The organism is Geosporobacter ferrireducens, assembly GCF_001750685.1.
Classification (GTDB): Bacteria; Bacillota; Clostridia; order Peptostreptococcales; family Thermotaleaceae; genus Geosporobacter; species Geosporobacter ferrireducens.
In genome coordinates, this window is sequence record NZ_CP017269.1 from 4233698 (window position 1) to 4255738 (window position 22041).

The following is a 22041-nucleotide window of genomic DNA, read 5'->3' on the forward strand; positions in this document are numbered from 1 at the left end:
ATTAAATAAAGAGAGGTGTTCATTGTGCTACCTAAATTTGATATTTTAACGCCAGAACAAATCAAATCCGTTCATGATCAAACAATGAGAATTCTTGAAGAAATAGGCATTGAATTTTCTTATGAGCCTGCAATAGAAGTATTTAAATCTTTTAGTCAAAAAGTAGAAGGCCATCGTGTGTATCTTAAAAGAGAATTTGTAGAAGAGATGGTGAACAAAGCACCGTCAAAGTTCACTTTACATGCTAGAAATCCAGAAAATAATCTGATTTGTGGCGGTGAAAACATTATTTTCATGCCAGGCTATGGTGCTCCCTTTATTCATGAATCTGATGGGACGAAGCGAAACGCAACGATGGAGGATTATAACAACATAGTAAAATTAGCAGGCGCTAGTAAAAACTTGCACATGACCGGTGGAAATGTTGTAGAACCTACCGACATAGATGATCGGATCAGACATTTAAAAATGATGTACAGTCATATTGTAAATTCAGATAAATGCTTTATGGGAAGTGCATCCGGTTATGAAAAAGCTAAAGATTCCATTGAGATGGCAGCACTGCTATTTGGCGGTAAAGAGGTCATTAAAGAGAAACCTGCATTGATTTGTTTGATAAATTCCGTTACACCATTAAAATATGATGACCGTATGCTGGGTGCATTAATGGCGTATGCAGAAGCAGGGCAGGCGATGGTGATCGCTTCACTGGTAATGTCGGGATCAACCGGACCCGCTGCACTAGCAGGGGCACTGGCTGTTCAAAACGCTGAGGTATTGGCAGGAATTACCTTGGCTCAATGTATTCATCCAGGGACTCCGGTCATCTATGGCTCTACTTCCGCTATAACAGACATGGCAACGGGCTCTTTATCTATTGGCAATCCGGAATGTGCACTATTTACATCTGCTAGCGCCCAGATGGCTAGATTTTATGGAGTACCATCCCGCGGAGGCGGAGGATTGACAGATGCGAAGATTGCTGATGGGCAGGCAGGTTATGAATCTATGATGACGCTTATGGCAGCCAGTACGACCGGAATTAACTTCGTACTGCACACTGCAGGAATTTTGCAGTATTTCATGGCTATGTCTTTAGAGAAATTTATGATTGATGATGAAATTGCAGGCATGGTTTTGCGGTATCTTCAAGGAATTGATTTTGATGAGGAAAAATTTGCTTTCGATGTGCTTAAACAGGTTGGTCCAGGGGGTCATTTCTTGACACAAAAACATACGAAGAAAAATCATAAAATAGAGTTTCGCAGAACGGATTTAAGTGATCGACAATCTTATGACGGCTGGTCAAAGGAAGGATTAGATGCGAATAAACGTGCAAACAAGCGGTGGCAAGATGTCCTTGCTAATTATGTGCCGCCTGAGTTAGATCCTCAAGTCAATCAGTTAGTGGAGGATTTTATAGAAATGAAATCAAAGGAGTTACTCAAGTAATTTGAATAAAATACAAATTTTCAATGGGAGGTAAAAATTTATGAAAGAAATTTTTGAAGAAATCAAAGAAGCTGTGATTGATGGGGATGAAGATTTAGCTGCGGAGTTAGCGCAACGGGTTTTAGATGAGAAGATTAATCCGGTAGAAGCTGTTCAAAATGGATATATCAAAGGAATTGAGGAAATAGGAAATAGTTGGAAGGCAGGAGAAGCTTTTTTACCTGATGTCATGATGGCTGCAGATGCGATGAAATCGGGATTAGCGGTTCTTGAATCGGCAATAGCAGAACTTGGGAGTACAGGAGCTAAAGAGGTTGGAAAAATTGTATTAGGAACTGTTCAAGGGGATATCCATGATATTGGGAAAAACATTGTAGGCGCTTTGCTTACTGCTGCTGGATTTAAAGTTTATGATATTGGGATTGATCAGAAACCGGAAGACTTTTTAGCGAAGGCTGAGGAAGTAGGTGCAAAGGTTATTGCAGCCAGTGCACTGCTAACAACGACCATGAGTGCCCAAAGAGATTTAATTGTCTACCTAGAGGAAAAAAATGTAAGGGATAAATATAAAGTAATTATTGGCGGTGGTCCAACCAACCAGAAATGGGCAAATGAAATTAAAGCCGATGGTTGGTCAGAGACCGCAGATGAAGCGGTAGAACTTTGTAAGCAGATTTTCATCTAAATAACTTAAATGCCCATAAACAAATGATCGAACCGCAGTACGCTATTTGCAGGTCTGAACTTGGATATATCTGAGTTCAGACCTTTAGCAGTATATAGATGTGTGACTGGGACATTTAACATTCAACCCGATTTAAGTCCTAGATCATGGTAGGGGAGGAGCTGTGGTCCTCCCGAAAATGCAGCGGACAGACACAAGGCCTGCCCCTACGGTCTTGGATGGATAAGTAAGCTTTCTCAGTCACACATCTATATAGATATACGCCTTTTAAATATAACCTATTTTCTTTCGTAGGCACAGACCTGGGTGTCTGCCCACTTCATATTCGGGACGGTGTATCGTCCCGAATAAAATCAAGTTTCTCATTTAAATATCGATATTAAGAACAAACATTTTTTATTGTTAGAGGAGGCACAACGATGAAGAAGCAGAAGGATCAAAAAGTGTTCTTTATTTCACTGTTCGTTGTGTTCTCCATTGTTCTCTGGGGTATACTGGATTCAGAGGGCTTTGGCAGAGCTTCAGCGGGAGTATTTAACTTTCTGGTAGATAAATTTGGATGGTTTTACCTTTTATCGATGTTCTCTTTTGTGGTTTTTTCAGTGGTTTTAGCCTTTAGCAAATATGGCAGAATAAGGTTAGGTCCGGATGATTCAGAACCGGAGTATTCTTATATTTCGTGGTTTGCTATGCTGTTTAGTGCGGGGATGGGCATAGGCCTTGTGTTCTGGGGTGTGGCAGAACCACTCAATCACTTTATGGCACCCCTTGGAATTGAAGCAGGTACGCCTGCTGCTGCAGATTTTGCAATCAAAAAATCTTTCTTCCACTGGGGATTACATCCTTGGGCAAATTATAGCGTTATGGGTTTAGCACTTGCCTACTTCCAATTTAGAAAAAATAAGCCGGGCTTGATCAGCAGCGTTTTTTATCCGCTTATAGGAGAAAAAGGAGTTAAAGGTCCTATTGGTCATGCAATTGATATTCTAGCTATTTTTGCAACTGTAGCAGGTGTTGCGACATCTTTAGGTCTAGGCACTCTTCAAATCAATAGTGGATTAAGTCATCTCTTCGGAGTTCCTAATCATATACCTATACAAATTTCTATTATTGCCATTATTACAATAATGTTTATGTTGTCTGCAGTAACTGGAATTGACAAAGGAATCAAGTGGCTTTCTAATATTAATCTCTCTTTGGCGGCTTTATTGATGTTATTAGGAGTCTTGATCGGACCTTCGGCAATGATTATTAATGTATTTACTAATGGGCTAGGACTATATCTTGGGGATCTAATTAGAGATAGTTTTTACGTGGAAGCTTTTGGTGACAGCAGTTGGTTGGGTGGTTGGACAATCTTTTACTGGGCTTGGTGGATTGCATGGGCACCTTTTGTAGGAACCTTCATTGCGCGGATTTCTAAGGGCAGAACCATTCGAGAATTTATAGCTGGTGTACTTTTGCTTCCAACTCTTGGGTCCTTTCTGTGGTTTGCTACATTTGGCACATTAGGTATAAATTTAGGGCCAGATGTAGCCTCAGAAGCGATTAAGAGTACGCCGACAGCCTTCTTTGTCGTTATGAGTCATTATCCTATGGGAGGCATTCTCTCCTTTGTGGCCGTTATACTTCTATGTACTTTCTTTGTTACTTCAGCGGATTCAGCAACCTTTGTACTGGGAATGATGTCTGCTAATGGAGCATTGAATCCGAATACGGGCAGAAAAGTAGTATGGGCTGTAATTCAATCTTTATTGGCATTTGTATTGATGCTGGCTGGAGGGTTAGGCGCGCTGCAGACAGCATCCATTGCAGCGGCATTTCCCTTTACCATAGTAATGATTTTCTGTATGGTATCTCTTATGAAGGAGCTTGGCCAAGAGCAAGGCATTCGCCATAAAGAGAACAGCTTTTAAGATAAAGGATCTAAGCATAGAAGTCCCTAAGAGATTAATAAATAATCGCTTAGGGACTTTACCCCATCAGAGATAAAAAAACAGTTATATTTCCAGAAGTGTTAAGTATAACTGTAAAATGAATCAGGTTACTTTGAAAAAACAAGATATGATATAATAAATATACTTGCTTAAAAGTTTCCAAATAAGGCAATTATATTTGAAGTTTATAAAAGGAGGGTAATATGACAGATATCAATTGGTTAGAATGGTTAGGCTATCTTGCATCGGTTTTGATAGCTATATCTCTTTTGATGAGCTCTATTGTAAAACTGCGCCTATATAATCTTGTAGGTTCTGCGCTATTTACAGTCTATGGCTTTTCCATCGGAGCACTGCCTGTAGGGATCATAAATCTGTTCATTTTCTTTATCAATATTTATTACCTTTATAAAATATATTCGGAAAAAGAATATTTTCAAATTTTGGAGATTGGTAAGGATGACAAATACCTACAGCATTTTCTGGATTACTATGAAAAGGATATTAGAAGATTTTTTCCGGAGTTTCAAAAGAATATCGGAGAAAAAAGTATTGGTTTTTATATTTTAAGGAATCTCCTACCGGCAGGTATCTTTATCGCATCCCACTATAATGCAGAAACTCTATGGATCGATGTGGATTTTGCCATTCCGGAATATCGGGATTTTAAGACTGGCAAATATTTTTTTACAGAAAGAAGAGAGGTGTTTCTTTCCAAAGGATATACGAAGTTTTATACCCATACAATCAACCCTGTGCATCGGAAATACTTGAAAAAAATGGGATTTACTGAATCAAATGTAGCGGATCAAGTCATACTAGTAAAAAACATATAGATTATGAAATTTATGAAACAATAAAGGATTTTCAACTGTTTTGTAGAATCTTGAAAATGAAAACGGCATAAAGGAGTGTTTAAGAATGAGTATACATATTGGTGCAAAACCAGGCGACATTGCCGAAACTATATTGCTCCCAGGGGATCCCATGCGGGCTAAGTTTATCGCCGAAACGATGCTTGAGAACCTCGTTTGTTACAATGAAGTAAGAGGGATGTATGGTTTTACCGGAACGTATAAGGGAAAGAGAGTATCTGTACAAGGTACAGGGATGGGTATTCCTTCCATTTCTATTTATGTGAATGAACTGATCACAAGCTACAATGTGAAGAACTTAATCCGTATTGGGACTTGTGGTGCTATGCAGGAGAATATTAAATTAAGAGACGTAATTTTAGCGATGTCATCTTCTACGGACTCCAGTGTCAACAGGCTTCGCTTTAATGGCATGGATTATGCTCCAACAGCAAGCTTTAAGCTGCTGAAACAGGCATATGATATCGCTCAAAGCAAAGGAATCGAGGCGAAGGTTGGCAGTATATTAACCTCGGATACCTTCTATGGGGATGAACCGGATACCTGGAAAAAATGGGCCCAGTTTGGGGTTTTGGCTGTTGAGATGGAAACTACGGCATTATACACCCTGGCAGCAAAGTTTGGGGTAGATGCCCTTACAATTCTAACTGTTAGCGACAGCCTTGTTACCCATGAACTGACTACTGCTCAGGAGCGGCAGGAGACCTTTACCAAGATGATCGAGATTGCTTTAGAACTGGCATAATGATAAATGGAAAGAGCAGCGAAGATTTTCGCTGCTCTTTCTATATCTAAGACAATTGCTTATGCTTTATTTTATCTATTTTCGCTTCCACCATACTATAAACTATAGGAATAACGACAAGTGTGAGTAGTGTGGAAACCATTAAGCCGCACATAAGGGCGATAGACATGGGTCGAAACAGTTCACTGCCCGAAAGTACCAAAGGGGTAAGGCCGATTACGGTAGTAGTCGTACTCAGCATAATAGGCCTAAAGCGTTTATTTACTGCTTCCAAACAAGCTTCTGTAATCCCTTTCCCCTGATTTCTTTCTTCGTTGATAAAATCCAGGAGCACAATCGCGTTGTTTACTACAATTCCCAGCAGGCTAACCATGCCCAGTAATCCAGTAAAAGACAATGGTTGGCGGAGAAGGAACAAACCTACAATAGATCCGATTACAGATAAGGGTATGGTTAATAAAATGACTAACGGCTGTATGAAAGAATTGAATTGAATGAGAAGAATGCCATATACCAGTAGTAAGGCAAAGATTGCAAAAGTACCGATGCTGCCGAAATGCTCTTGAATCTTCTCTCTTTCTCCGTCAAACACTACCTGCACATCTTCTAATTCTAGTTCTTCCAATCCTTTCTGCAATTGCCTTTGTATATCGACTGAACTAAATCCAGGTTTTACATCACTATAGATGGTGACAGATTTTTCCCTGTCATATTTTTTGATATTAGGAATCTGTGGTCTAAGCTGTACTTCCGCAATTTCCTTAAGCAATACTTTGCTGCCTGTGGCAGAAGATTTAATTTTTAGATTCTCCAGCACCTCTTGGGATTCTGCATTGCCCTTTAAGAGGATATTGTATTCATTGCCTTCATCCCGAAAGACCGAAGCGGTTCTACCCATCAAAGCAATATTTAACTCGTTTTGGATATCGTATTTTGTAACAGCAAAAAAGCTTGCTTTTTCAGTATCGATATCTACATAAAATTCATATATTTTATCTGCAAAATCATCGTCAATATTAATCGTTCTCGGAAGGCTTGAAAGATAATGACTAACTTCTCTTGCAGCTGTCTCCAGTTTTTCCATATCTTCACCGGCTACGCGGACACGTACCGGGGCCCCAATGGGTTCTCCTTGTTCGAGTTGTTTAACGGTTGCCGTTCCTCCGGAAATTTCTTCATTTAAAATTTCCTGTAAATAATCTACAAAAGTCGTATTGGATTTAAATCGTTTTTCAGCCTTTAAATCTACTTTGATCATAATTTGGGCAAAGTCCTGGGACTGGGTATAAATCGGCAGGGTATTGTAAAACTTCGGAAGCCCATCACCAATGGCTGCCGTATAGCTTACTACTTCTTTCTGTTCCTTTAGAATCGAAGCTACTTGCTCTACTAGAACTTCTGTTTTATGAATATTGCCACTGGATTCTGTGCGTATATCAATATAAAGGATATCTGTATCTGCTTTTGGAAAGAACTGTAATCCAAGTTGTGTTGCTAACAGGAGAGACATAACAAAAACAGAAAGGGCTAAAAAAACAGTTCTTTTCTTTTTGGACATGCCCAGGTGAAGCATGTGATCAAAGAAGCTACGTATACGATAGCCTTTTTCAGAGGCAGTGCTTTTTTTGAAGAATAAGAATGCCATCGTAGGTGTTACCAAGAGGGCCACCAAATAGGAGGCTGATAGAGAGATCATGATAATTAGCGGTAAACTTTTAATATACTCTCCAGCCATAGAAGGAAGCATCAATAATGGAGTAAAGGCAGCTACGGTTGTCAGTGTAGAGGACAAGATTGGAATGGCCACTTCCCGGACTCCTTCTATACATGCCTGCATTCTCTCCACATCCTGATCGATCTTTACTTGTATTGAATCACTTACAACAATAGCGTTATCTACCAGCATGCCCAGTGCAATAATCAAAGCTGTAATGGAAATCTGGTGAATGGGTATACCCAGTAGTTCCATCATCACAAAGGTTGACAAAATGGATAGTGGGATGGCGGTTGAAACAATTACTGCATTTCGGAATCCCATACCAACAAATACGACAATAATTACAAATAGAATTCCTGTGATTAGATTAAGAACAAAATTGTTAACAGACTGACTTACATCCTTCGGTTGATAGAGTACCTGATCAAAGTATATATCCTGGGGTAAATCCGCTTTTAAGGCATTCATTTTTTTTTCTACGGATTTACCGATAATGACAATATTTTTATTTTCTTGAAAATATCCTGTCAGCAGTACTGCATTACGGCCATCTTGCTGGATACGATAGTTGGAGTCTTCTAAGTCCATTGTTACTTTAGCGATATCTTTGAGCCGTATGACTGCACCGCTGTTTTTGGAACCTGTAAGTATGGTGTTTTCAATCTCCTTTAAGCTTGAAAAAGTTCCTGTAGTCGTGACATTAAATCTTGCTTCATCATTTTTAATTTGTCCCAATGGAATCGCTATGTTTTGGGCTTGAAGCACTTGGACAACATCCTGTAAAGAAAGTTGGTACTGATTGATTTGACTGATATCTACTTCAATTTTGATTTCTTTTTCCTGTTTACCGTGAATATCAAAACGGGAAATTCCATTAATTTTGCTCAGTTCTTTTTTGAAAATTTCAGCATAGGCAGCCAACTCCTCGTAAGAGTAGTTCTCGCCAGACATACTGATGATGATTCCGGCAGTATCTGTCAGGTCTGTATTGATTTGAATGGGATGAACTTCTTTCGGCAGTTCATTTTGTATATCCTCCATTTTCTGACGCAAGTCAGTCCATGATTTTTCGATCTTTGCATCTTGGGTGAGACGCACAACTACGATAGATAGTCCATTTCTAGACTGAGATTCAGAATAATCATACCCCTTTAATTCTGCTGCTTCATCTTCAATTTTTCGCGTTACCAGCTTTTCCACTTCTTCAGGAGAAGCGCCGGGGTAAACCGTCGTAATAATAGCAATGCTGGGTGTAATATCAGGATTTTCCTGCTTAGGTGTGATGTAATAGCTATAAAAGCCTGCAATCATCATAAGCACTGCCAGAAAGAGGGTTACTTTTCTTTCCTTGATGGCACCAGCGATAAGTCCTTTTCCCATGGTATTTTCCCCCTTTAATTCTGAACGGAAACAAAATCTTGATCTTTGAGTTTTTTCATACCTTCGATAACAAGTTGTTCGTCGGCTTTTAAGCCCTCAACCTTAACCATATTGCCTGATACTTCTGACAATCGGATTTTTCTTTGATGGGCTTGGTCATTTTGCATTACGAATACATAGTCTTCACCATTAGACAGGATGGCTGTTATGGGTATCCATATTCCAAGTGCTTCATCGATAATAAAATCTACCTGACCAATTGCGCCAATGGGCCAGTTATTATTTGGCAGAGCAATTTCTACAGCATATGTGAGGGTTGCTTCATCAGGTGTTTGATTGATATTGCTCACTCCTCCCTCTATTTCTTCACCATTTATCCGAATTTTTGCCTTAGTTCCTATGTTGACCTTCTTTAGATCTTTTGAAGACAGGCCCACCTTTACAACCTGCTGGTCATCTCTCACCACCACTACAGGATAGCCTGCCGGAGCCAATTCACCTTCTTTATATAATAGATCTACTACATACCCCTCTCCATTAGAATGCAAAAGTGCATCTTCGATTAAGCTGGCTTTGTATTTATAATCAGCAGCAGCTTGATCCAGCTGTCCTTTGGCAGCAGCCTGATCCTCTGCACGGGAGCCATTTTTCGCTTTCTTTTCCATTTCCTTTGCAGTAGTATAGTCAGCTTCTCTGGCTTCCAATTCTACTTTGGCTTTATCCAACTCACTCTGGGAAATGGCGCCGGATCCATACAGGTGTTGCATTTTTTCATAATGATCTTTTGCAAAAGTATATGCAGCCTCAGCCTTTTTTACATTGGCTTCCATCTGTTTAATATCTTCTGGAACAGCGCCATTAACAGCTTTTGCATATTCAGCTTGTGCGGCATTCAGCTGTCCCTGGGAAGCGGCAAGGCTGTAGCTCAAATCTTTTGTATCTAACTGTACCAGTGGTTGACCTGCTTTAATTTTTTCTCCTTTTTTTACGAGAATCTTATCAATTTTTCCAGAACTCTTAAAAGCCAGTTTTTTTATAGATGCTGCTTCTACGATACCTGTATATTCTAAAACTACAGGCCGGCTTTCTTCCTGTATGGACAGAAGCTTAACAGGCTTTGGTTTTTGAGAGGTTTCATTATCCTGGGTATCTATAGAGCAGCCTGTAGTCCAAGTAAGCATAAGAAGTACCATCCATACTGAAATTATTTTCTTCATAAAAATCTCCCCCAATGGCAATTGATAATAAACAAGCGTTTATTTTTAACGCAAAAAAAATTATAACAGCCTGTTTTTTAAATCACGAAGATGATAGTGGATAAATTGGTGAACCAATGGCTTCATTTTAGCTTCATCTTCATAATGTTTTAAAATTACTTTTATTCCCTCTACAAGGCTGGCAGAAAGTACACAGGCAAAAAATTCATCTGGAATTTGTACGCCTTTTTCTTTGAGTCTGGGAAAAACTTGATTTCTAAATTTGTTTTCCACCAAGAGAATAATTTCTTCTATGGCATGCTCAAACCTTGTTTCTTCACAACCATCTATCAAAATTAATAACTCCCGCCGGTGTTCCCGGTTGATTGTCATAATGCGGTCGGCTATATATTCAAAAAAATTTTGAACCGCTTTGGCATTTTCCATTTTGATAAATTGTTCTTGTGTGAGATCAATGATCTTATGATAGGCAGGGCTAATAACCGCATAAAATAAATCTTCTTTACTGTTAAAATAGCGGTACAAGTTGCCCACCGTCATGCCGCCTCTTTCAGCGATGGACCGCATAGAGGCATTTTTAAATCCTTTCTCCTGAAACTCCACCAAGGCAGATTGATGAATCGCATTCCTAACATCATCTTTGAGTACTTGCATATAATAAACACCCATTCATTTTTTATTTTAATCTAATTATAGAAGAATATAATCCATTGGTCAATAGAGATATATTTATATAATAAGAGATTTTGACGATATCATGCTGTGCTTTAAAATCATGAAAAATGGATATCTACTTCTCTTAGGTCTTAAAGACTAATTTTCTTTATATTTCGTTGGAATCATAGAAATTTAACCTTAAGATAATATTGTACGATTCGATATAAACGATAATAAAATAGATGAAATTTATCAAGAACATAAAATCGAAAAAAACGCATAAAAAATAATTATAAGATTTATTCAAAATGATTCTATAAGAAGCTGGGGGGAGGGAAATATGAAACGATAAATGGTTTCATAAAATACTGGGAAATGTGCCCGGGAACATCTTAGACAGGGGGGAAAGTGGTTTTTACCACGGCGGCTATGATTAAAAATTATATTATTGATACGAATGTTATGATTCATGATCCAAAGTTTTTATATAATTTTGAAGACAATAACATTATCATACCGATTATCGCTATTGAAGAGTTGGATAAATTAAAAAAGGCACCGGGTGTAGTTGGTTACCATGCCCGGCTGGTTTTAAAAGAGTTGAATAAAGTGCGGCAATATGGAAACTTTCTGGAGGGAATCTCTCTTCCTAATGGTGGGAGGATTCGAATCGAAATGAATCATATGGACTTGACGGTACTTCCTGATGGAATGGACCGCCAAAGCAATGATAATAAAATTCTGACAATCGCCAAAAATGTAGCACTTGCCGATGCAGAGAGACCAACCATCATTGTAACGAAGGATATGTGTATGACGGTTAAAGGAGAGGCCATTGGGCTGACAGTACAGGATTATCAGAATGATAAAGTCCACACGGATGAACTCTATAAAGGTTATAGTCAAATATATCTTTCTTCTCAAGAAATCAATAATATATTTAAAAAAGGAATCGAGCCGCCGGAAGAAATTATTGATACTATATATCCCAATCACTTCTTTCATATTAAAAGCCATGATAACAGCAGTCATGAAATATTGGCTAAATATAAAAATAAAAAAATTGTGCCGCTGGAACACACGAATGCAGCCGCATGGGGGTTAAAACCCATCAATCGGGAACAAAAAATGGCTTTTGAATTGCTTTTTGACACGGATATTGATTTTGCAAGTATTCTTGGAGGTGCAGGTAGCGGGAAAAGTATTTTGTGTATAGCCTATGCCTTGCAAAGTGTATTGGAAAAAGGCTTATACCGAAAAATAATTTTTGTACGCCCGGTAGTTCCAGCGGGAAATGATATCGGATATCTACCGGGAGATGAAAAGGATAAATTAAAGCCTTGGATGTCAGCATTGTATGACACTGTAGATAATCTATTTCACAACAAAAGTAAATACCGCGAAGATGATGGACCTAGAATATATAAAAGAGGAGAGAAGCCGGATTTCTCTGTAGAACAATTTATTGATACTTACCGGGATATGGGTCTGCTTGAAATGAAGACTTTTAATTATATGAGAGGCAGAACATTGGCGAATGCTTTGGTCATAGTAGATGAGGCTCAAGAAACCACCCCACATCTGGCGAAGCTGATGCTGACCCGGGCAGGAGAAGGTTCAAAATTTTTGTTTATTGGGGATCCTTCCGACAATCAAATTGATAATGTTTTGGTAGATTCCCGGTCTAATGGATTGGTTTATACGGTGGATCGAATGAAAAGCTTTGACATTACAGGCCATATTACACTGCAGCAGGTCGAAAGAAGTCCATTAGCCCAACTGGCTGAAAAATATATGTAAATATTAAATAATGAATAAGTTATTGTATAAGATGGTATAGTCTGATATAATCATTTCAGAAAATTAAATAATTGATTTATGGTACGATTGCTAATCCAATCGTTTAAAAGGGAAGTCCGGTGAAAAGCCGACGCGGTCCCGCCACTGTGACAAGGAGTGCAGCTGTGGAGAATACCACTGTTTCATGTATGAAATGGGAAGGTGCAGCAGCACAATGACTTGGAGTCAGGAGACCTGCCATGAATTGTAATACCTGGAGAACTTACGCGGATAAGGAGGTGTTATGAGATAGCTAAGCTTATTAGATTTCTGAAAGCTGATAGTTGGTTTCATAAAAGTGGAGCACCTTTTTACAAAGGTGCTTTTATTTGTATATAAGAATATACCATTGGTAGATAAATAATATATAAAGGAGCTAAAGAGAATGAAAACAGGATTATTTGTATTAGGTCATGGAAGTCAAGCACAAGAGGCAGATGAGATATTTTCTAATATAGTGGAAATGGTAATGAATATCACAGATTTTGAAGTTGTGGGATTAGGTTCATTACAGATTTCAAAACCGAGCTTTGAAGAAGGCATTGAAGACTTAATCCGCAGGGGGGCAGAGCATATTGTTATTGTACCAATGTTTATTTTTGAAGGAAATCATGTAAAGTATGACATTCCAGAAGCGTTAGAAAAAATACGTGCAGACTACCCGACTGTAAAGTTTACCATGGGTAAACATATAGGGGCTGATTCAAGGATCGCATCCATTATTGAAGAAAGAGCTAAACAGGCATTGGAAGTATAATACAGGAGCTGTCCTGTTGGCGATGCCGGAAATATAGCAGGCAGACATAAGGCCTGCCCCTACCAAAATCAGATATTATAGGGGATAGCCTCGTATCGTCCCGGATAGAATCAAGTTTCTCAGTTACAAATCTGTAGCAAAGGGCTTTAAAAGCTGAATAACTGCTTTATGGTACGATTGCTAATACGATCGTTTAAAAGGGAAGTCCGGTGAAAAGCCGACGCGGTCCCGCCACTGTAACAAGGAGTACAGTTGTTGGAAATCCACTATTTCTGTTTAGAAATGGGAAGGAAATAGCTGTATGATGATTTGGAGTCAGGAGACCTGCCATAATGAACAATACCATTAATACTTACGCGGATAAGGAGGTATTTTAGATGAAAGAATCTGTACGGTTCTTTTTATCAATAAAATACATTAAATAAAAACCTTTTTCCTGCCGGAAAAAGGTTTTTATTTTTAGTCAGATAGGATTAGGATAGAGGAACTCATTATGGGGAGGAATAATCATGGAATTGGAGAGATTGCAAGAAAAAAGAAAGAATGATTTTTTCTCATTGGTTCAGGTGATTGAAAAAAATGGAAAAGAGATTTGTAAAAAGTCAAAGGATAGCAGTTATTATCTAAAAGAACTAATGGATATCGAAAAACTGGAGCAATTACAAGAGCAATTTTCAAAGGCTACAGGATTTGCTTTTACTGTTGTAGATTTCAAGGGAGATGAGATTACAAAAAGAATAGGCTGTTCAGAATTTTGTAAGGGATGGAGAGCAGAAAAAGAAAATAGGAAGGTTTGTAATTTTTGTGATACCTATGGGAGATTAGAATCAATCATCAACCAAAAACCAAATATCTACAGATGTCCAGCAGGACTTATTGAAGTTACAGTACCACTCATTATAAAGGAACAGTATCTGGGAGCAGTATTATTTGGGCAGGTGAGGTGTACTGAAGAAGATGGAATTGTAAATATAGGAAGATTTATTCAATGTGAAGACAAGCGAAAAAGTAATTCCATGCTCATGGAAAATTATGAACAAACATCTATAGTATCTTACAAAAAAATTTTATCAACCATATATCTAATCCAGTTAACACTCTGTCGAATGCTAGAAAAAGAAGCAGATAGAAAAGCCTTAGAGGAAGAAAATAAAAGATTCATGGCAGAGATGATTGCAAAAAAAATTCGTGCAGAAATGGAAAAAGCAGTAGTGATTGCAGAACTAAAACGTTTTAAAGAGCAAATGAATCCTTATCTTATAGTGGATGCGTTGAAGACGATTGAGAATGCTGCTTTAACCGAGAGGGCAGAAAAAACGAAAGAAATGGCATTTCTCTTTTCAGAAATGTTCAAGTATACAATCGAAAATACAGAAGGTTTAATAGATTTAATAGAGGATATTAAGCAGATAGAACGTTATTTACAAATACAAAAAATTCGCTTTATAGATAAACTAAACTATTCCATTGAAATGCAGGGAGAACTGGAAAAGCAAAAAATTCCCCCTTTTATCATACTGCCTTTTATTGAAAATGCTGTGGAGCACGGTATTCTAGTTAAAAAATACGGTGGAACTGTAAGGATAAGGGTTTACATGGAAAATACCGATGCAGTGATAGAAATTGAAGACAATGGAGTGGGAATGGCTGAGAAGCAGATGAAGGAAATATTTCCCTCTCACCCTGAAGATTATGAAAAAGATTTCATCGGGATAAGTATTCAAAATATAAGGAAAAGGTTAATCTACAGCTTCGGATTTCAATATGATGTTCAAATGACAAGCAAAAAGAATGCCGGAACTATAGTAACGATTAGAATTCCATGTGATAAGAAAGATCGGTTATTCTTTTAAGCTGTGTTTTAATCAAAATAAAAGATGATTGTAATCTTTTATCTAAACGATTTATTATTTTCCATGAAAGCGGCTCAATTTATATTGAGACGCTTTCATGAATTTGAAATAAAATCATTAAGTATTTTCATGATTATTTCCCGCCGATTTGTTTTCTTAGTTTATTCAATGCAGTATTTTTGATTTTATTTACCGATTGCTTGCTAATTCCTAATTCCTTGGCGACGAGATGTTCTTCCTTATCTCTAACAATACATTCATAGATAATTTGTTTTTGTCTCTCCGTAAGATTGTGAATAGCTTTTAACATTTTTCTGTCTGTAAATATTTCACAAAAATCCAGATACTCTTTATCCGCGTAGATCTCTTCTTCAAAATTAACAGAAGCATCCGGAATGGTATTGATTTTTTCTTCATCAAAGTTTTCATCCAGAGTATTTAGATGGAGCCCTTCTTTTTCTCTGATGACACTTTCTTTTTTCCTTAAATCTATTGAGGCAAAAGCAATAGATTTTTTTATGTAGCTGCACAGGTTGATTCTGAATAGGTAATCATTAAATTTCTTATTGAGGCTTTCTAGGGATGTCCGATCTTTCAATAGGATGCCATTGATATATAGATCCCTATTTTCTGTATCCTCTTCTAGAAAGCTTCTCGCCAGGTGATCCATTTTATCCTCTCCTTACGTAAACCTCGATACACTCTTTCCCAATAGTAAAAAACTTTAAGCCTAAAATAATTAAACTTCCCATACTATATAAGACGTATTATATAAAAAATAAGTATCCATAATTTGTAAAATTTTCTGCAGATTTGAAAAATAGGATTATATTCCTATTTTTTCATAGGACCGAAGATCATTAGGATATATTCAACAGAACCTTTATCTTTATAAAGAGAACAGCAGCCTTTATTGAAGATACAAAAAAATGATAAAATTAATACAATTTTACAAATTGCTATTGTAGACTGAGGACTAATTATAGTACAATGAAATGGATAAAGGTATGAAATCTAAGGACTGAAAGTACAAATAGGGTTTTATAGAATTTAGCCATGAAGGCCAATGAAGTTGATTTGATTCAATTTCGCCTTCATGGCTTTTTGTATTTGCAGAGGATGACGGTGTAAATACCTAGATTTTGTACAAACAAAAGCATAACATTTTCATAAAATTTCCATATCAAATTACCAAAAAACAACAAAAGGTGAGAAGTAGCCGCCAGTAGAAGTATTTTTTATCCAAAAAAAATCCTACGAAAGACGGTATCACACCTATGAAAAGTATATCATTTCGTCTAGATGAGAATAAAGTGGTAAATACTTCTGCTTGGTTTGTATCTGTAATTCAATTTGCTAATAAAATCAATTTCTTTGATGCTTTTAAGGCGTTCAAGCTAAAAAAGAAAAGTGTCAATTACACCAATTTAAACAGGTTACAAACCTTGATTTCTTCTATTGTCATGGGATGTAATTATACCAGTGACATTAGCGAGAAATTAATTCCTGATACTGTAGCTGCTAATCTCCTTGATATGGATCATTTTCCTGATCAATCTTAGATTAGCCGTTTCTTAACCTCATTTAGTGAGTCAAACATAGATCAGCTTGAGTATATCCATCATAGTCTGTTTATGGAAAATGCCCTATCTTTATCAAGTAAAGACGATGTTAGTGTTGACTTTGACATGACTGTTCTTATAGCTAGCGGCAAAACCTATGAATTAGCTGAAAAGGGTTATTTCCCTAGAAAACGAGGGGGAAAAAGGCTATCAGCTATCTGCTGCCTTTGTAGGAAATACCTCTAAGACGGAAAGATCAAATATTCGCATCTGATTACCAACATAAACTCTGAAAAAATGAGTGCTATCGAATTATTTCATGTCTACAATGAAAGACAGACCATAGAAGCCTTTTTTAAAACTTGTAAAGAGGTCTATGGAATTAAGAATCTAAGAACGTCAAAATTCTATGGAATATATGGCTTTTTATGGCTGGTATTTATTACTCATAACCTGATTACCTTAATGAAAAACACTACATTCAATTTATCCAAGCTTCAGAATATGGGTGTTCAGGCATTGATAAAAAAGCTAGGGAATATTTCTGCTAGAGTCATAGAGTTAAGAGATACTATTGAGATTGTTTTACCTAGCCTGTCAGAAATTGCAAAATCATTTGTTGAAGCATTGCAACCTAAGTATGTCTAATTAGTATTCCATGATTTTCCAAATATAGCTTAGTTGTTTATACAAAACTTAGGTAATTAAATAACAGAAAGGAAAATGACAAAATGATAGAAAAACAAATTGAAAAATACTGGGATGAGCGATCACAAGGCTATAGTACTTCTATTCAGGAGCAAATGAATAGTCCTAAAAAAGAGGTTTGGAAATCTCTGATCAAAAAGTATGCTGGCGAAGGTGACAAAATTAAGGCAATGGATGTAGGCGCAGGACCGGGCTTTTTCTCTATTCTAATGGGGGAACTGGACTATGGGGTTACCACCGTAGATGTTAGTGAAGACATGCTGAAGGAAGCCAAAAAGAGTATGGAGTATGCAGGTTTTCAAGGAAATTTTGTGAAAGGAGAGGCACATCAAATTGATTTTCCGGATCAAAGCGTTGACCTGATAGTAAGCAGAAATGTAGTGTGGACCTTGACAAAACCAGAGGAGACCTATAAGGAGTGGAGAAGACTGCTAAAGCCAGGTGGAAAAATATTAGTATTTGACTCCAATTGGTATCTGCATTTGTCTGATCCTGAACTTCAAAAGCAGTATAATTATTATCGTAGACTGGCTATAGAAAAGGGCCTAATTGATGAAGTGACAGAAGAGCAGCATAAACGAGTAGAAGAAATTGCAAAAGAACTGCCTTTAACTTACAGAAAAAGACCTGAATGGGACCAAGAAGTATTAACACAGTTAGGATTCCAGGAGATTATTATTGAGGACAATATCAACGAATGGATATATGATGAAGCAAAACAGCTATTATACACTTCCATACCCCAGTTCATTTTGTGCGCTTCTAAAAACGAGAAATAGTAGGTGGACTTATTGCTAGAAAAGGAATGTAGTTTAATTGGTAAATCTTGCTGTTTGATCCATGAAAAAGTAGGACCGAGATTAAGGTTAGTGACAATTTTAACAGATGCTCCCCTAGAACCGGACCATCCTGTTGCTAACAAATGTGGCAAATGTACTGCTTGTAAAGATGCCTGCATACCCGGGGCTATAAAAGGGGTTCTTTTTGATCCGGAACAAGGGATCGGACAGCGGTTTAATCCAAAGCTTTGTGAGGACTATTTTGATGAAATGAAGGAAAGGCATGGAATAGGTCATTGCGGTAAGTGTTTAGCTGTATGCCCCTGGGGAAAGAGATAGGAAAAGATAGTAAATTTTGCTAAGAACTGCTAGAAATTGGATTTAGAAAGATCATCGTAGAGAGAAATCGGAAGCAGTGTATGGGATGAAGAAGAGATTGTAAATTATGGATCTACGCCTATGTTTATGATTGGAGCAGAAAAATAATTGACCAAAGCATAAAGAGAAGGAGCCGTATATACGACTCCTTCTCTTTATGCTTCAAAGGCTATCACGGAAGATAATAGCTGCTTTGCATAGGAATTTTGAGTATAAGCTAGATCTGCGACCTGTATCTGCTCCTCGATTCTTCCTTGATATAAAAACAATACCTTATCACACAGGTAAGCTACGGCTTGAAGATCATGGGCGACAAATAAATAGGTGAGATTCAGGTCATTTTTTAATTCCTTTAATAGATCCAGAATCTGCGCTTGTACAGAGACATCTAAAGAGCTCAGGGCTTCATCTAAAACAATGAATCGCGGCTTTGTAGAGATGGCTCGAGCAATGCACACACGCTGTAATTGACCACCGCTAAGTTCGTGGGGATATCTATTTAAAAGCTGTGAGGATAGGCCCACTCTTTCTAGGAGCTGCGTTACCTCTGTCTGAATATTCTTGTCTCTATTTTGGACAAGCATGGGTTCTGCGATGATTTTTTCAAGGGTAAATCTTGGATTAACAGAAGTGGTGTAGTCTTGAAATACTACACTTAGCTGGCCAGGATTTTTCTTTTTCCAGGCTTTTATGGTTTTGCCTTCATAGGTAATAGAACCTTCATCCGGTTTTTCAAGATCCATAATCAATCTCGATAAAGTACTTTTACCACTGCCGCTTTCTCCAATCAGTCCAACGCACTCTCCAGCCTGGATTTCAAAGCTGACTCCTGAAAGAACCTGCAGTTGGCTCTTGCCTAATAAAGATCCTTGTTTACGATAGCTTTTATACACATTTTGCACGTTTAACATAATGTTCTTCCTTTGCGTTTATAATCTGGTGAAAAGGCCGAGAGAGAGCCCGTCGGGTTTCTACTAAGTAACGGGTATATTCCTTTTCAGGTGCTCTGAAAATCTGATCTGCATCTCCATACTCTACACAGCATCCATCCTTCATGACCAGTACTTTTTGGGACAACCGCTGTACTACGCCTAAATCGTGGGAGATAAACAAAATGGCGCTACCTGTTACATCCTGCAGTAATTCAAACTGTTCCACCACTGCATTTTGATTAATGGCATCCAGGGCAGTCGTGGGTTCGTCGGCGATGATCATATCCGGTTTCATAGCTAAGGCAGTGGCAATCATGCATCTTTGGAGCATACCGCCAGACAGCTGATGGGGATACTTCTTCGATACCTCCTTCGCATCATAGATACCGATTGTATCTAATGCTTCCAGCCCCAAGGTCTGTGCATCTCTCTTTGAGAGCTTCAAATTTCCGCAAAAAGTTTCGATCATCTGATAGCCGATGGTATAAAGCGGATTAAACGCTGTCATGGCATCCTGTAAAATCATTGCAATTTTTTTACCACGAATTTCTTGTATTTTTTTTGCATTGTTTCTATCTATTTCTTCTCCATGGAGATAGATATTTCCCCTTACATCCAACCAAGGATTTGTTAGGTTCAATATGGCCTTACAAGTCATGGACTTGCCACTGCCGCTTTCTCCTACAATACCGAGACAGCTGTTGGATTCAAGGGAAAAGCTTATATTATTAAGGATTCTTTCGCCATTGCGGGTATCAACGACAGACAAGTTCTCCACTTTCAATAGACTCATTTTTTTTTCCCTCCTTCGCCATATGTTTAGGATCTAAGATGTCCCTTACTTTATCTCCGATAAAGTTAAAGGCAGCAACTACAACTAATACTGCAATGCCGGGAGCGAGCATTTGCGTCGGATGGGTTGTCATAATGTTTTTTGCCTCATTGAGCATCATACCCCACTCCGGTGTGGGTGCCTGTACACCCAAGCCCAAGAAGGACAGTGCAGAAATATTTAGTATGACTACACCTGTATCCAGGGAACCAAGTACAAAGATTTCTCCGAAGGCACCGGGAAGTAAGTGGTTCTTCATAATATGAAAATGACTGCTTCCTGAAACTTTGGAAAAACGAATAAAGTTTTTATCAATGTTCTGAAGGATAATAGAACGAATCATGCGGGTATACCAAGGCCACTTGGCTATGATATTTGCGATGACGATGTTCTCAAGGCCGGGGCCGAGCATTCCGACCACAGCCAAGATCATTACTTCACTAGGAAAGGACAGCATCACATCACATAGCCTCATGATTGTTTCATCTACCCAGCCCTTAAAATATCCGGAAATCACCCCTAATAAAGTCCCTATAGCAACAGTTGTCATTGTGGCTATTAAAGAAAACCACACAGTCGTCCGTATCCCAAAGAGTAACCGGGAAAAGACACATCTACCTAAATGATCTGCCCCAAAAGGGTATTGTAGACTCATCGGAGCAAATTTGGCCTTAAGATTGGTATCTACAGGATCATTGGGTGCTATAATCGGTGCCGCAGCACCTAAGAGGATAATTGCAGCAAGAACAAAGAGGCATGCCAGTGCAAGGGTATCTGATTTAAATGTGCGCCAAATATGCATACTATACTTCCCTCCTTACTCGCGGATCTAAGGATGCACTTAATAAATCTACCAGCAAATTGCATACTACAAATAGAACCGCCATCATGATGACATAAGCTTGTATAATCGGATAGTCTCTGTTAAAAATAGCCGTAACACATAATCTGCCGATACCAGGCCATGCAAAAATATTTTCTACGATTACGGTTCCTGCAATGAGCTTAGGAATAGACATGCCCAGAGCAGTTATAGAGGACTGAAGGGAATTCTTAAATATATGCTTGATCACAGTGCTCTCTTTGAGGCCTCTTACACGGGTATATAGTACATAATTCTCGGTTTTGTTCTGTACCATACTGTTTCTCAGCAGCCGGGTATAGGTAGAGACATAACTAAAGGACAATGTCACAGCAGGTAAAATGACAGAATCAAACCCGCCCATGCCGCTGGTGGGAAATAGATCGAGTTTTACTGCAAAAAACCATATCAGCAGCAAGGCCAGCCAAAAGTTAGGCATGGCTGATCCGACAAATATAAAAGCCCGAGTCCCTTTATCGATCACAGAACCTTCAAATACAGCACACAAAATACCAGCTGTAATACTAATGGACAGAATAATGGCAAGGGATACCCCTGCCAAATATAAAGTAGGCGGCAGTGCCTTAAGCATTTCGCCTAAAACCGGTTTTTTATTGATATAGCTATTGCCAAAATCGAATTTTAGGCAGTCTCCCAGCCAATGAATATAGCGCTCAAAAAAAGGCTTATCCAAACCCAGTTCCGTACGCATGGAGGCCACGGCTTCCTCCGTAGGGACAATTTCATTGACCCGCAGGGCTACTTCAGCAGGATCGCTGGGGCTTAAGTTAATTAACAAGAATGAAACTAAGGATATTCCTAACAATATGGGGAAGATACAGAGTATTCGCTGCAGAAAATACCTTTTCATACA

20 protein-coding genes and 2 riboswitches are annotated in these 22041 nt (G+C 38.2%); of the genes, 12 read left to right on the forward strand and 8 right to left on the reverse strand.

All coding sequences use genetic code 11. The features are described 5' to 3' along the window. Positions 1–24 precede the first annotated feature (24 nt). The 5 genes from mtgB (at position 25) to deoD (ending at position 5694) form a co-directional block, all read left to right on the forward strand. Positions 25–1452 (forward strand): glycine betaine--corrinoid protein methyltransferase, encoded by a 1428-nt coding sequence (mtgB, locus tag Gferi_RS19945; RefSeq protein ID WP_069979621.1) that lies wholly within the window; start codon positions 25–27, stop codon positions 1450–1452. A gap of 40 nt (positions 1453–1492) precedes the next feature. After that, positions 1493–2137 carry a glycine betaine-specific corrinoid protein MtgC gene (gene mtgC, locus Gferi_RS19950; protein ID WP_069979623.1) on the forward strand — a complete coding sequence of 215 codons (645 nt, stop codon included), beginning with the start codon at positions 1493–1495 and terminating at the stop codon, positions 2135–2137. 419 nt (positions 2138–2556) lie between these two features. Then, positions 2557–4053, forward strand: coding sequence for a glycine betaine uptake BCCT transporter (locus Gferi_RS19955; protein ID WP_069979625.1), 1497 nt, complete (start codon positions 2557–2559; stop codon positions 4051–4053). A gap of 224 nt (positions 4054–4277) precedes the next feature. Continuing rightward, a complete protein-coding gene (locus Gferi_RS19960; RefSeq protein WP_069979627.1) occupies positions 4278–4910 on the forward strand; it encodes a YgjV family protein in 633 nt (210 codons plus the stop codon). Positions 4911–4995: 85 nt separating this feature from the next. Then, positions 4996–5694 (forward strand): purine-nucleoside phosphorylase, encoded by a 699-nt coding sequence (gene deoD, locus Gferi_RS19965; RefSeq protein WP_069979629.1) that lies wholly within the window; start codon positions 4996–4998, stop codon positions 5692–5694. A gap of 46 nt (positions 5695–5740) precedes the next feature. Here deoD and Gferi_RS19970 read toward each other — a convergent pair whose 3' ends face one another. From Gferi_RS19970 to Gferi_RS19980, 3 genes are read right to left on the reverse strand one after another with little or no spacing between them, the layout of a single operon-like run. Continuing rightward, positions 5741–8791 carry an efflux RND transporter permease subunit gene (locus Gferi_RS19970; RefSeq protein WP_069979631.1) on the reverse strand — a complete coding sequence of 1017 codons (3051 nt, stop codon included), beginning with the start codon at positions 8789–8791 and terminating at the stop codon, positions 5741–5743. A gap of 14 nt (positions 8792–8805) precedes the next feature. Beyond that, positions 8806–10008 carry an efflux RND transporter periplasmic adaptor subunit gene (locus Gferi_RS19975; RefSeq protein WP_069979633.1) on the reverse strand — a complete coding sequence of 401 codons (1203 nt, stop codon included), beginning with the start codon at positions 10006–10008 and terminating at the stop codon, positions 8806–8808. 60 nt (positions 10009–10068) lie between these two features. Then, positions 10069–10662, reverse strand: a complete 594-nt coding sequence (locus Gferi_RS19980) for a TetR/AcrR family transcriptional regulator (RefSeq protein WP_069979635.1) — start codon at positions 10660–10662, stop codon at positions 10069–10071. 411 nt (positions 10663–11073) lie between these two features. On the opposite strand from Gferi_RS19980, the gene Gferi_RS19985 reads away from it, so the two are divergent. From Gferi_RS19985 to Gferi_RS19995, 3 genes are all read left to right on the forward strand, one after another. Continuing rightward, on the forward strand, positions 11074–12465 hold the full coding sequence (locus Gferi_RS19985; RefSeq protein WP_236932629.1) for a PhoH family protein: 1392 nt from the start codon (positions 11074–11076) through the stop codon (positions 12463–12465). A gap of 62 nt (positions 12466–12527) precedes the next feature. Next, positions 12528–12721, forward strand: a riboswitch (cobalamin riboswitch). A 168-nt stretch (positions 12722–12889) separates the two neighbouring features. Continuing rightward, complete coding sequence (locus tag Gferi_RS19990; protein ID WP_069979637.1) at positions 12890–13261, forward strand: sirohydrochlorin chelatase; 372 nt, start codon at positions 12890–12892, stop codon at positions 13259–13261. 152 nt (positions 13262–13413) lie between these two features. After that, positions 13414–13607, forward strand: a riboswitch (cobalamin riboswitch). A gap of 163 nt (positions 13608–13770) precedes the next feature. Then, the gene (locus tag Gferi_RS19995) at positions 13771–15114 is read left to right on the forward strand and encodes a sensor histidine kinase (protein WP_069979644.1); all 1344 of its coding nucleotides are present in this window, start codon (positions 13771–13773) and stop codon (positions 15112–15114) included. A 133-nt stretch (positions 15115–15247) separates the two neighbouring features. Here Gferi_RS19995 and Gferi_RS20000 read toward each other — a convergent pair whose 3' ends face one another. Next, positions 15248–15784 carry a sigma factor-like helix-turn-helix DNA-binding protein gene (locus tag Gferi_RS20000; protein ID WP_069979648.1) on the reverse strand — a complete coding sequence of 179 codons (537 nt, stop codon included), beginning with the start codon at positions 15782–15784 and terminating at the stop codon, positions 15248–15250. 607 nt (positions 15785–16391) lie between these two features. Here Gferi_RS20000 and Gferi_RS20005 point away from each other — a divergent pair. From Gferi_RS20005 to Gferi_RS20020, 4 genes are all read left to right on the forward strand, one after another. After that, positions 16392–16676 (forward strand): hypothetical protein, encoded by a 285-nt coding sequence (locus Gferi_RS20005; RefSeq protein WP_069979649.1) that lies wholly within the window; start codon positions 16392–16394, stop codon positions 16674–16676. 255 nt (positions 16677–16931) lie between these two features. Then, positions 16932–17324 (forward strand): transposase, encoded by a 393-nt coding sequence (locus Gferi_RS20010; RefSeq protein WP_330389700.1) that lies wholly within the window; start codon positions 16932–16934, stop codon positions 17322–17324. A gap of 83 nt (positions 17325–17407) precedes the next feature. Beyond that, positions 17408–18163 (forward strand): class I SAM-dependent methyltransferase, encoded by a 756-nt coding sequence (locus Gferi_RS20015; protein ID WP_069979651.1) that lies wholly within the window; start codon positions 17408–17410, stop codon positions 18161–18163. Between the two features lie 3 nt (positions 18164–18166). Beyond that, positions 18167–18502 (forward strand): 4Fe-4S double cluster binding domain-containing protein, encoded by a 336-nt coding sequence (locus tag Gferi_RS20020; protein WP_083273659.1) that lies wholly within the window; start codon positions 18167–18169, stop codon positions 18500–18502. 194 nt (positions 18503–18696) lie between these two features. Here the strand turns inward: Gferi_RS20020 and Gferi_RS20025 are convergent, their stop codons facing one another. Genes Gferi_RS20025 through opp1B form a run of 4 tightly spaced genes read right to left on the reverse strand, consistent with a single transcriptional unit; the run spans position 18697 to position 22038 of the window. Continuing rightward, the gene (locus tag Gferi_RS20025) at positions 18697–19452 is read right to left on the reverse strand and encodes an ABC transporter ATP-binding protein (RefSeq protein ID WP_069979655.1); all 756 of its coding nucleotides are present in this window, start codon (positions 19450–19452) and stop codon (positions 18697–18699) included. Beyond that, positions 19427–20266 carry an ABC transporter ATP-binding protein gene (locus tag Gferi_RS20030; protein ID WP_069979657.1) on the reverse strand — a complete coding sequence of 280 codons (840 nt, stop codon included), beginning with the start codon at positions 20264–20266 and terminating at the stop codon, positions 19427–19429. Before Gferi_RS20030 ends, Gferi_RS20025 begins: the two co-directional genes overlap by 26 nt. Then, on the reverse strand, positions 20229–21107 hold the full coding sequence (gene opp1C / locus Gferi_RS20035; protein ID WP_069979658.1) for a nickel/cobalt ABC transporter permease: 879 nt from the start codon (positions 21105–21107) through the stop codon (positions 20229–20231). The genes Gferi_RS20030 and opp1C overlap by 38 nt, the downstream gene beginning before the upstream one ends. Before the next feature lies 1 nt (position 21108). Beyond that, the gene (gene opp1B / locus Gferi_RS20040; RefSeq protein WP_069979659.1) at positions 21109–22038 is read right to left on the reverse strand and encodes a nickel/cobalt ABC transporter permease; all 930 of its coding nucleotides are present in this window, start codon (positions 22036–22038) and stop codon (positions 21109–21111) included. Positions 22039–22041: the final 3 nt, after the last annotated feature.